Below are 12,017 nucleotides of genomic sequence, written 5' to 3'. Positions count from 1 at the left end.
GTGGATTAATTTTAATCTTTTTACAAAAAAAGCGTTGAAAATTAATTTTTATTTTATTTTTGAAAATAAAAATGTTTTTAAGGTTTTTTAGGCTCTGAAAAACACCAAAAAGTCGCTTATTAATTGAATAACTAGCTTAAAAATAAGTTTTTATTATTTTTATAAATTATCTTGTAATTATAAAAACAATGCCCAAAAAAGGCATTGTTTGAAAGTTTTTTGAGCCAGAAATTTTCTTACTTTTGGCATTTATATTCGTACATATACTAAACCTAAAATTATTTATTTTTTTATGTTTAAATGAAAATTTAGCTAAAAGTTTTGATTATCACTAACTTAAAATTATTGTAATTAAAAGTGAATTTACATCTCCAAAAATCTAAAGAATTCAGAGATTATAATCATTTAAATCGAATGTATCAATTTTACCTTTTTCAATTGGAACTAAAAATGAATTTAATCTAGGATCTTCGTTTCAAATATCAGCTGCTGGTAAACGATCGGGAACTTTTCTTGGTTTTTCATTACTTTTTTTAGGTGGTATATATAATCCAATTTTTATTTTCTTTTCCTTTGGATCAATTTTAAAATCACCCAATTCAATGCCGCCATCAAGTTCTCAAACACCACTATGCATCGTTTCAAAATAAACATTTGTATATAAAAATGATCAAAAATCTTTTAAGAAAATATAATCATATTTTTCAAAGTCTAACTTTGATTTAATTGTCTCAAGATTAAAACTATCTGAAAACGGTAAAAATTTTTTGTAATCAAAATTAGTTAATTTTTCAGAATCAGTTACTTTCTTATAATATCTCTCAAGATAGTTTTCATAAACTTTTTGATCATCTTCTTCTAGTCTCAATTCCTTTTTTAAATCACTTTCATTTTTAACTAAACTAATTGATTTTTGGTAACTTGGAAAACTTTTTTGAATCGAAAAATCTTCAATGAAAGCTTTGTCATATTTAACACCGTTTCTTGCATTATATGCTTTGTTACTTTCATATTCTCATTGATCTTTTTTAGCAACTTTGGCAACGAACTTACCAGACAATCCTGCTGAATAAAAGTATCTAATCACATCTTCTTCAGGAAAGGTTTTGCCTTCTTTTTCTCAAATATCTTTTATTTCGTAAAATTCGTTATGCTGATAAAAATTATTTCAATATGACCAATATCAATTACTAAAAGTAAAACGGTTATATCCAATTGTGGTTAACTTAATATATGGTTTATTATAAATAGTTCTTTTTTCAAAAATACCAGTTGCTTCTTTAATTCTTTTAGGTTCTGGTTCAACAGGAGTTGTTACATTTGGTGCACATGCAACTAATGCAGTAATAACTGTTACTGCTGAAATTGACATTAGTGAAAGCAATAATTTCTTCTTCATAATTTAATTATTTAGGTGTTTTTAAAAAACATCTATGTGCCCTTTCTTGAAAACGTAAACAAATATTTAATATTTTCAAAATATTAAAATTTTAAAGCATTTTAATTTTGTAATCATTTAGATCAAAATTTTTAATTTTTCCTTTTTCAACTGGTACTAAAAAAGATGTTAAACGATCACCTTTATCCATTTTTTCGTTAGAAAGATGACTGCCATGTATACCATCACCTAAACTTATTCAACTATCCACAAAATATAATCCTATTTGAATTTTTTTAGAATCAGGATTTATTTTTATATCCGCAATTTCAACTCCTGCATCAAGTATAGGTACACCTTTACCTTCAAATTGGTTATAGTTACGTTCCCATTTTAAACTTCAAAAATCTTTTAGAAAAAGATAGTCATAATTTTTGAAATCTAATTTTTTATTAATCTCTTCATAATTAAATGTATCTGATCAAGGCAAATATTTTTTATAATCAAAATCAACTGATTTGTTTTTATTATGAATTCTTTCAAAATACTCTTTGTATTTAAGTTGATCTTCATCATTTAATCTAAGGGCTTTTTTTAGATCATCTTCGTTTTTAAGTAAGCTTATTGTTTTTAAATAAGTTGGCAAAGTTTTTTGTGCATTAAAGTTTTCAAATAGTGAGTTGGCATAATCTTTTTCAAATTCACTCTTTCATTTATGTATTTTTGAATCATATTTTCACTGATCTTTTTTAGTAAAACTAGTAGTAAATGAACTTGATGCCTTAAAGTTAAAAAGATAGTCACGGGCTTTTGTTTGATCAAATACCTTGCCTTGTTCTTGTCAAAGTTTTTTTACCTTATCCATTTCCTTATAAAGACTCTTTTTATTATCATTATAAGTTCAATAACCATCACTAAAAGTGTAGTCATTGTAACCAACAGTAGTTAACTTAATGTAGGGTTTGTTGTAAAAAGTTGTTTTTTCATAAACACCTGCATCTTTTTTAACTCAATCATCATAATGCGATCAACCTGGATAAGGTGGCAGTGGGTCGCAAGAACAAATACCACCACCATCAAATGGGTATGTTTGACTGCAAGAAACTAATGCTGCAACTGCTGTCACTGACGTAATTGATGTTAATGAAAGTAACAATTTCTTTTTCATATTTTAATTATTTAAATGTTTTTAAAAAACATTTAGATTTCTCCTCTTATAGATATTTGAATTACAAATTTAAATTTATAAAATTTGAACTTGTAAACTTAAAGCATTTTGATCTTGTAATCATTTAGATCAAAATTTTGAATTTTACCTTTTTCAACTGGTACTAAAAAAGATGTTAAACGATCGCCTTTACTCATTTGTTCCGAATCAAGATAGCTACCATGTGAATCACCATCATATTGTTCCTCAAAATTATCGATGTGTAGACCTATTTCAATTCTCTTTTTATCAGGATTTATTTTTATGTCAGCTATTTCAACACCTGTTTCCATTTCGGGAACACCCTTACCTTCGCGATTTTGCTCAATACGTTCTCATCTTAAATCTAAAAAATCTTTTAAAAAAAGATAATCATATTTTTCAAAATCTAACTTTTTATTAATTTCTTCATAATTGAAAGTTGCAGATCATGGCATATACTTTTTATAATCAAAATTAGATAATTTATTTTCGTTATGAACTCTCTCAAAATACTCTTTATATTTAACTTGATCTTCATCAGTTAGTCTAAGTGCCTTTTTTAATTCATCTTGATTTTTAACTAGGCTTATTGTTTTTAAATTTGTTGGCAAGCTTTTTTGTGCATTAAAGTTTTTGAATAGAGAATCAACATAGCCTTTTTCAAATTTACTTCCTCATTTATGAATTTTCGCATCGTACTTTCACTGATTCTTTTTAGTAAAATTCGCAGTGAATAAACTTCTAGATTTATACTCTAAAAAATAGTTTTCTGCTCATTCTGAATAAAACCTGTTTCCTTGTTCACTTCAAAGTTTTTTTAACTTATCTAATTCTTTATAAACACTTTTTTTGTTATCCTTATAAGTTCAATAACCATCACTAAAAGTATAGTCATTGTAACCAACAGTAGTTAACTTAATGTAGGGTTGATTATAAAGAGTTGTTTTTTCATAAATAGCTGCACCCTTCTTAATTCAACCAGCATAACGATCATAAGGTCTTCTAGGTCTTTCACAATCACATGAATATCCACCATCATATGGTGGAGTTTGACTGCAAGAAACTAAAGCAGCAACTGCAGTAACTGCTGTGATTGATGTTAATGAAAGTAATAATTTCTTTTTCATATTTTGCAATTTAGATATTATTTAAATATCTAAATATTCCCTTCTTAATTTGTTTTAAACTAAGCAAATTCAGTTTTGAAAAAACTGATTTTCAAATAGTTTGCTACATTTTAAAATAATGTAAAAATAGTTGCTCAATTAAGCAAATGATTTGTGATAACAACTTAATTAAATATAAAAGTGGTATAATTTAATAAGTAATTTGCTCGCAATTTCTTCCAATTTTTAGAGTAAATATTTTTTAAAAATTTTCATATTTTAGCCATTTTTTTGTCTAAAAATTACATTAAAATCCTTAATCAAAAAACCTAAAATATTTTTGATACACTAAGACAAGTTGTTGTATAATGAAACAAGTTTTCTACCCTTAGTAAAAAAGGTTTAGAAAGCAATTTTAAAAAATTAAGATTTAATCTGAAAGGAAATAAATGGCAACAGTTAACCAATTGATTAAGCAAGCACGTAAGCCTAAAATTAAAAAACAAAATGCTCCTGCTCTTAGCCAAAGTTTTAACTCATTGGAGAAAAAATATAAAAAAATTGCTTCTCCATTTAAACGTGGTGTATGTACTCGTGTTTCGACTATGACACCTAAAAAACCTAACTCAGCGTTACGTAAATATGCTCGTGTTAAATTATCAAACGGGATGGAAGTAAATGCTTATATCCCTGGTGAAGGACACAACTTACAAGAACACAGTGTTGTACTGATTCGTGGTGGTCGTGTTAAAGATTTACCTGGTATGCGTTATACAATCGTTCGTGGTACACAAGATACATCAGGTGTAGCAAAACGTAAACAATCAAGATCACGCTATGGAGCTAAATCTCCTAAGTCTGATAATTAATCAACCTATTTAATTTAAGAAAGGAATAGAAGATGGCACGTAAAGCAAAAGCGCCTCAAAGAACAGTTTTAGCAGATCCAGTTTTTAACCAAGTTGTGATTACTAAATTAGTTAACACCATCATGCTTGATGGTAAAAAGTCAATTGCGCAAGCAATTCTATATAAAGCCTTTGACATTGTCAAAGAAAAAACTCAAAAAGATCCAATGGAAGTTTTTCAACTTGCATTGCATAATATTACTCCTCAAATCGAGATCAGAACTCGCCGTATTGGGGGAACTAACTATCAAGTTCCTATGGAAGTTTCAAAACGCCGTAAAGCGGCTCTTAGTTTAAGATGATTAGTTCATTATGCAAGACTAAGAAATGAAAAAACTATGGATTTACGTTTAGCAAATGAAATTATCGATGCTTCAAATAAAACAGGTGGAGCAGTTAAAAAACAAGAAGATACTCACAAAATGGCCGAAGCCAATAGAGCATTTGCTCACTTTAGATGATAATTATGGCAAGAAAATATCAACTAAAAGATTACCGCAATATCGGGATTATGGCCCATATTGATGCTGGTAAAACAACTACTACTGAACGTATTCTATTACATACAGGTAAAATCCATAAACTAGGTGAAACTCATGATGGTGGAAGCCAAATGGATTTCATGGAACAAGAAAAAGAACGTGGAATCACTATTACTTCAGCAGCTACAACTGCTTTTTGAAAAGATAAACGTATTAATATCATTGACACTCCAGGACACGTTGACTTTACAGTCGAAGTTGAACGTTCACTACGTGTTTTAGATGGTGCAGTCGCTGTTTTAGATGCACAATCAGGAGTTGAACCTCAAACTGAAACCGTTTGAAGACAAGCAACTAATTACAAAGTACCTCGTTTAGTTTTTGTTAATAAAATGGATAAAGCAGGTGCTTCATTTGCTAAAGCAGTTGAATCAGTTCACAAAATTCTAAGAGGAAATGCTGTACCAATTCAGTTAAATATTGGTAAAGAATCTGAATTTGAAGGTTTTGTTGACCTAGTGACCATGAAAGCTTATACTTTCGATGGTAACCCTGAAGAAATTTCTAAAGAAGTAGAAATTCCTGCTGAATTATTAGAAAGAGCAAAACGCTGAAGAGTTCGTTTAATCGATGCAGTTGCTTCTTATGATGATGAAATTTTTGAACTAGCACTAGAAGAAAAAGAAATTCCTGTTGATAAACTAAAAGCAGCAATTCGTAAAGCAACTTTAACTGCTTCATTTTATCCTGCTTTATGTGGAACTGCTTTTAAAAATAAGGGAATTAAAACTTTATTAGATGCAGTCGTTGATTATCTACCTTCACCAGTTGATGTACCCGCTATTAAAGGACACCTTGGTGAAAAAGAAGTGATCGTACAATCTTCTGATGATGTACCTTTTGCAGGATTAGCTTTTAAAATTGTTAACGACCCATTTGTTGGTTCTTTAACTTTCGTTAGAGCATATGGTGGTGTTTTAGAAAAAGGCTCTTATGTTGTTAATACAACAAAAGATAAAAAAGAACGTGTTGGTCGTTTACTACAAATGCATGCTAATAACCGTGAAGAAATCGATGCAATTTATGCAGGTGATATCGCTGCGTTTGTGGGTCTGAAAAACACAACAACAGGTGACACAATCGTGGCTGAAAAATCACCTGAACTAGTTTTAGAGAAAATGAATTTCCCTGAACCGGTTATTTCTCAAGCCTTAGAGCCTGAATCAAAAGCTGCAACAGAAAAACTTTCAATTGGACTACAACGCCTAGCTAATGAAGATCCTACTTTTAGAACTTACACAGACCGTGAAACAGGGCAAACAATTATTTCAGGAATGGGTGAATTACACCTAGATATTATTGTTGATCGTTTAAAACGTGAATTTGGCGTACAAGCTAAAGTTGGAGCACCTCAAGTTTCATACCGTGAAACTATTACTAAAGAAGGTGAAATCGAAGGTAAATACATCAAGCAATCTGGTGGTAAAGGTCAATATGGTCATGTTTGAATTAAATTTGAACCTAACCATGACAAAGGTTTTGAATTCGTTGATAAAATCGTTGGTGGAAAAATTCCTAAAGAATATATTAAAACAATTCAAAAAGGTCTTGAAGAAAAAATGGCAGCAGGTATTCTAGCGGGCTATCCAATGATTGATATTAAAGCTACTTTATTTGATGGATCTTACCATGAAGTCGATTCATCAGAAATGGCTTATAAAATTGCTGCATCAATGGCATTAACTAATGCTAAAGATAAAGTAGGAACTACTTTACTAGAACCTATTATGGATGTTTCTGTAGTTGTTCCTGAAGTTAATTTTGGTGATGTCATGGGTGATTTATCAAGAAGACGTGGTCAAATTCAACATAATGAAACAAGAAGCGATGGTGCAAGTATTATTAGAGCACATGCACCTTTAAGTGAAATGTTTGGTTATGCAACTGATCTTCGTTCTATGACTAGTGGTCGTGGTACTTATCAAATGAGTTTCCACCATTATGAAAAAGCACCTAAAAATATTGCTGATGAAATCATCAAAGCAAGAAATGTTAAATCTTAATTAAACACAAAATCATTAAACTATGCTTTTACGAGCATAGTTTTTTTATTTGCTTCTTTTGTTTTAAGTTATTAATTATGAAGAAGAATCTAGCTAAGATATTTTCTCTAATTGACCTCTCTTATGTAATAATTAAAGGTGCAAATTAAATTAAAATAGTTAATTTAAAAAGGTCGAAAATGAATAATAAAACTAGCAAAATAACTGATGAAAAAATACTTGAAAATAATTTCACATGAATGAAATTAGGTGATGTTGCATTAATTAAACAAGGCAAGGAGTTGACAAAAGATAAAATGAACAACTTTTTTGAATTCCCAGTTATGGGTGGTGGTGTCAAGCCCACAGGTTATTACAATGACCACAACTCAGCACCTGGAATTGTTATCGCTAAAGATGGTCAAGCTGGTCATGTATCTTGAATAAGTACCACTTTTTGATGTACAGGTCATTGTTACACAGTAGAATCAACAAATAATAAGGTATTAAATAAATATCTATTTTACATATTAAAGTTGAAGCAGCCTAGAATAATAAGTTTAAGAAATGGCACAACAACACCAGGAATAAATCAAGATAGTTTAACTGATCTCCTCATCCCCATCCCACCTTTAAATATCCAAGAAAAAATAGTTTCAGTTCTAGGAGCAATTGATTTACAAATAGAAACATCTAATAAATTAAAAAAGACTATCTTTAAGAAGATGCAACTAGATTATGAATATATTTTAAAACAAGATCATGATTCTAGAATCTTAAAACTTAAAGATGTAACTAAGAAAATTGGCTATGGAGTTGATGCTCCTGGAAATTTTGTATTGAATAAAGAAGGTGCTTCAATTCCCTATATAACAATAAAAAATATTAAAACTCATGAAATAAATTTTGATGCGTCTTTAATTGACCACGATGATTTAGAAATCATTAATAAAAAAGCCAATATCGAAGATCATGATATTTTATTTACTAGAGTTATTCCAATTGGTAGAACATACATGGTTAATAATTATCAAAATAATTTTGGCTTTAGCCAATCAGTTTATACAATTAAACCAGATAATCAGAAGTTAAATTTTGCTGCTTTATATTTATCATTGCAACAACCATACGTAAAAATACAAACAGCAAGACAAGCAATTGGATCTGTTCAAAAAATAATAACTTTAGGAAGTCTTATTGAGATCAAACTCCACATACCATCAGAAAAAGGAATTAAGTTATTTCTAGATAGAAATCAAAATCTTTTTGATTTATGATTATCAATTGAACATAAAGTTAAAAAACTTAATGAAACAAAAAACTATCTTTTACCTTTATTATTAAATCAACAAGTTATAGTTCAATAATTTACTTATTGAACTATTTTATTAAAATAAAAAATACACTGAAAGCATTTTTTAAGTTGCTCTAGTGTATTTTTAAATCTTTATCTTAATTAGTTTATAAATGGCATTTTTTTAGCCATTCAATTATTAAATGTTTTATCAACTTCTTTAAATTGTTTAATATATGAAGCATCATCAGAACCAACAACATTATTTATGGCAATAAAAATTTTTTCAAGTAAATTAATTTTACTTTCAGGATTTTGGTAAAGGTCTTTATTATTTACCAAGAGATCCCTCAGTTCATTATATGAAATTATATAATCTTGTTTCATTTTATCAAGTCATTCTTTATTAGTTGTTGCATAATTATTTTTCGGTATATTAAGTTCTTCTCTAAAGGCAACTACCAATTTAAGTAAGTTATTGCTTTTAATATAAAAACTATCTTGAAACGACTTTTCTGTAGGTGATAATTCTCTTCCTATACCATGCACTTTTTCAGGAGTGCAAGCTATTGCAATTGCAACAACACTAACTGTTAAAGGCAATAAGCTAAAAAGTAAGCTTTTTTTATTAATCTGAATCACCTTTTATAGTTAAGGGAATCGGATGACCTCAATTAAACTCATCATTAGGTGAAAGCAATTTATATTTATAAGGCTCTTCTTGAGTAGCAATAAATAAATCAGGGAAGGTAAATCAACCATCGGTTACTTTTCAAACAATACCGTGTTGAAAATTATCAGATCATTCTTTTTCAATTCACATCATGGTAGAATAATTATCTTTTATTTGTTTTTTAAAATCATTAAGCCCATGGTCATTTATATTTTCAAATGCAGTGTAGCCATTGGGTGTTGGTATGTGTAGTAATATCTGGTCTGAAACAGTTACCATCGCACGAAGAGCAAGTTCAAATGGATCCACATATTTTTGAAATGTATTAATAGAATTTGTAACATTAGTAAGAGAATCATTTTGATTTTCATTTTGTAAATAGCTATTAGTTGCATAATTGACTTGATTTACATATTGTAAAAACTCTGTCAATTTATTTCTATTAAAGCCTATTGCTTTTAGATATTGATCTTCATTCAGAACCTCATTAATTTTTGATGAAAGATCAGATAAAGAACTTTTCATCACTAGCAATTGACTTGAAACAGCAGATGAATAATTCATTCTTAACATTAATAAATTAACGTTAGATGTAAATGTTTTTATTTCGTTAAGATCAGATTGGATCTTCGCAACTTTTGCTTCATCTAGTGATTTCAAATAATCAGTTAATACTTCTTGATTAGTTAAAAATAGATATGAAACATCATCAGCGAAGGCATAATCATAAATTTCTCAATTATCTGATGATTTTCCACTTTCGTGAACTTTCTCACCATTTGAATCTTCAAAGTATAATTTTTCTTCATTTGTACTAGGGTATTCTATAAATGGATAAACTATTCCACCATAAGGCGATTCATATGCTCTAGAAATTCTAGATTCTGTACTAGTAACTTTAGTTTTAGTGTCAAGTTTTATAGATAGTTTGTAGGTTGAATAATTAGTTAGCAAATTTTGATACATAAATATTTTTTGTTCTTCAGTTATTGAATTAATTTTAAATAATTCTTCTTTTATTAAGTCGAAAGTTTTTTTATTAAAATCGACTTTTGAAATTCAGTTTAAGATATCTTTATTATCTTTAGAAATTTCACCTAAGTGTTTTATTTCTTGTTTTGAAAATTTCTTAGTTAAATCAAACGATTGTGAATCGTTTGTTTTATAACTTATTGTTGATGCTGTAATAGTTGCAATTGCAACTAGTGAAACAGTGATAGAAGTATAAGTTAATAACTTCTTTTTAAGTAATGAAAATTTTTTCATTATATTCCTTTTTATCTTTAAGCAGATTATTAAAGACTATTTACAACTTGTAATTGTAAATATTTTTTATACTTTCATTATGTGAACATAGTGGAGTAATCGACGTTTTAAGCATACTACTTATGCAATAAATACTTGTTTTATTTATTTTTATTTTAATTAATTTTTAAGCCAATAAATAGGTAAGAAAAACCTTAAAAATAAGTAATTTAACCAGAATAAAATTTAACTTTAAAACTTAAATTACAAATTTATTAAATAAGATCTTAAAGACAATTACAAAAATTAATAGTCATCATAATTTGGTTTTTAGTTAACATATTTATTTTATAAAACTTACAAGTTAGTTTAATTACCAAGAACTATTTTTTAATTTCAATGTGAAAAAGATGAAAAAATAATCAAGATGAGATTTCTTTAGTTATAATTAAATTAATATGAAAAAAGAAAAAGCTAAAAAGTTTATAAAAAGTAATTGTGGCAAGACTATAGATCAATTAGATAAAGGTTATGACTTACAGGAAATTAAACACAAAGTAACTCAAGTTGATCAAGATGGTAAAATACTTTTTGAATATAGCGCTGAAGGCACACCAAAGCAGTTTTTACCTATAATTGACCCACCACCAGGTCCTGGCGGTGGTGGTCAAGAATTGCAATGGTGACAAAAATGAACAATAGAGCAAATTAAAGATGCTATAGGAATATTACGGGCTGAATTTAAAACTGAAAATGCTCAAATTCGAGTTGAAATGAAGGAAGGATTTGAGAAAATTCGTGCTGAAAATAAGGCAGATAATGAACAACTTCGTGCTGAAAATAAGACAGATAATGAACAACTTCGTGCTGAAATGAATGAAAGATTTGAAAAAGCTGAAAAACAAAATAAAGAAGCAAATGAACAGCTCCGTGCTGAAATGAATGAAAGATTTGAAAAAGTTGAAAAGCAAAACAAAGACACAAATGAAAAGCTTGAAGCAATTTTAGAATTGCTTAAAAAAGACAAAAAATAATAGTTACAAATTTAAGAGCAAACTTTAGTGTTTGCTCTTTTTTTATGTAATGATAATGTAGTTACAACTGAAATTTATAAAAACAAATTCACAAAGAAATGTAGTCTTGAATTATATTTTGAAAAACCTAAGTAAGTATTAATACAAAAACCATAATGATCTTCTAGATTAAATTTATTTAAAAGAAAAAACGAAGTATGTTAAATTTTAAATTCAAGACAATAATTATGTAATTTGATAAAGTTAAATAACTCTAATTAATTGCAAACATTGAAATATAAATAAGCCTGAATCAATCATCTAAATAATTTATAACTAAAAATATGTTAAATTAAAAAAATACACTAAATGCAATTTTTAATTTGCACTAGTGTATTTTTTAAAATTTATTTTATGAGTTTTCAAAACTAAACAAATTCAATTGTGTCTTGAGCTCACGCATAATAAGATTCATGAAATGCTTTAAATTGTTCAAGATAAGAAGCATCATCAGGACCAATAATTTTGTTTAATGAGTTAAGAACTGTTTCTAATTTTTTAATATTATTCTCAGAATCTTTATAAAGATGCTTGTTTTTTACAAGTAATTCTTTCAACTCATTATAGGCTTTTGTTGAATCAACTTTCATTTTTTCAAGCCAATCCTTGTTTTTTGTTGAATAATCA

At 28.1% G+C, this 12,017-nt stretch carries 11 protein-coding genes; 5 read left to right on the top strand and 6 right to left on the bottom strand.

All coding sequences use genetic code 4. The features are described 5' to 3' along the window. Nucleotides 1-379: 379 nt before the first annotated feature. The 3 genes from CJF60_RS00565 to CJF60_RS00555 form a co-directional block, all read right to left on the bottom strand. Nucleotides 380-1,399, bottom strand: coding sequence for a hypothetical protein (locus tag CJF60_RS00565; protein ID WP_143823390.1), 1,020 nt, complete (start codon nt 1,397-1,399; stop codon nt 380-382). A gap of 91 nt (nt 1,400-1,490) precedes the next feature. Continuing rightward, nucleotides 1,491-2,546 carry a hypothetical protein gene (locus tag CJF60_RS00560; protein WP_143823389.1) on the bottom strand — a complete coding sequence of 352 codons (1,056 nt, stop codon included), beginning with the start codon at nt 2,544-2,546 and terminating at the stop codon, nt 1,491-1,493. A gap of 98 nt (nt 2,547-2,644) precedes the next feature. Then, complete coding sequence (locus CJF60_RS00555) at nt 2,645-3,694, bottom strand: hypothetical protein (protein WP_084232114.1); 1,050 nt, start codon at nt 3,692-3,694, stop codon at nt 2,645-2,647. A 428-nt stretch (nt 3,695-4,122) separates the two neighbouring features. Here CJF60_RS00555 and rpsL point away from each other — a divergent pair, with 428 nt between their 5' ends. From rpsL to CJF60_RS00535, 4 genes are all read left to right on the top strand, one after another. Continuing rightward, a complete protein-coding gene (rpsL, locus tag CJF60_RS00550; protein ID WP_084232113.1) occupies nt 4,123-4,542 on the top strand; it encodes a 30S ribosomal protein S12 in 420 nt (139 codons plus the stop codon). 32 nt (nt 4,543-4,574) lie between these two features. Next, complete coding sequence (gene rpsG / locus CJF60_RS00545) at nt 4,575-5,045, top strand: 30S ribosomal protein S7 (RefSeq protein ID WP_084232112.1); 471 nt, start codon at nt 4,575-4,577, stop codon at nt 5,043-5,045. A 2-nt stretch (nt 5,046-5,047) separates the two neighbouring features. Beyond that, nucleotides 5,048-7,126, top strand: coding sequence for an elongation factor G (gene fusA / locus CJF60_RS00540; protein WP_084232111.1), 2,079 nt, complete (start codon nt 5,048-5,050; stop codon nt 7,124-7,126). Between the two features lie 179 nt (nt 7,127-7,305). Beyond that, on the top strand, nt 7,306-8,472 hold the full coding sequence (locus CJF60_RS00535) for a restriction endonuclease subunit S (protein ID WP_084232110.1): 1,167 nt from the start codon (nt 7,306-7,308) through the stop codon (nt 8,470-8,472). A gap of 89 nt (nt 8,473-8,561) precedes the next feature. On the opposite strand, the gene CJF60_RS00530 is transcribed toward CJF60_RS00535, so the two are convergent. Both CJF60_RS00530 and CJF60_RS00525 read right to left on the bottom strand, forming a co-directional pair. Further along, entirely contained in the window at nt 8,562-9,002 is a 441-nt protein-coding gene (locus tag CJF60_RS00530) for a hypothetical protein (RefSeq protein WP_143823388.1), read from the bottom strand. A 25-nt stretch (nt 9,003-9,027) separates the two neighbouring features. Beyond that, complete coding sequence (locus CJF60_RS00525) at nt 9,028-10,338, bottom strand: hypothetical protein (RefSeq protein ID WP_084232108.1); 1,311 nt, start codon at nt 10,336-10,338, stop codon at nt 9,028-9,030. Nucleotides 10,339-10,775: 437 nt separating this feature from the next. Between CJF60_RS00525 and CJF60_RS00520 the strand changes: the two genes are divergently transcribed. Then, complete coding sequence (locus CJF60_RS00520; protein WP_084232107.1) at nt 10,776-11,351, top strand: hypothetical protein; 576 nt, start codon at nt 10,776-10,778, stop codon at nt 11,349-11,351. Nucleotides 11,352-11,758: 407 nt separating this feature from the next. Here the strand turns inward: CJF60_RS00520 and CJF60_RS00515 are convergent, their stop codons facing one another. Then, nucleotides 11,759-11,980, bottom strand: a complete 222-nt coding sequence (locus CJF60_RS00515; protein ID WP_084232106.1) for a PH domain-containing protein — start codon at nt 11,978-11,980, stop codon at nt 11,759-11,761. Between the last annotated feature and the right edge of the window lie 37 nt (nt 11,981-12,017).

Source organism: Mycoplasmopsis agassizii, assembly GCF_002272945.1.
In the GTDB taxonomy this organism is placed as follows: Bacteria; Bacillota_I; Bacilli_A; order Mycoplasmatales; family Metamycoplasmataceae; genus Mycoplasmopsis_B; species Mycoplasmopsis_B agassizii.
This window is presented reverse-complemented; position numbering and strand designations above follow the sequence as displayed.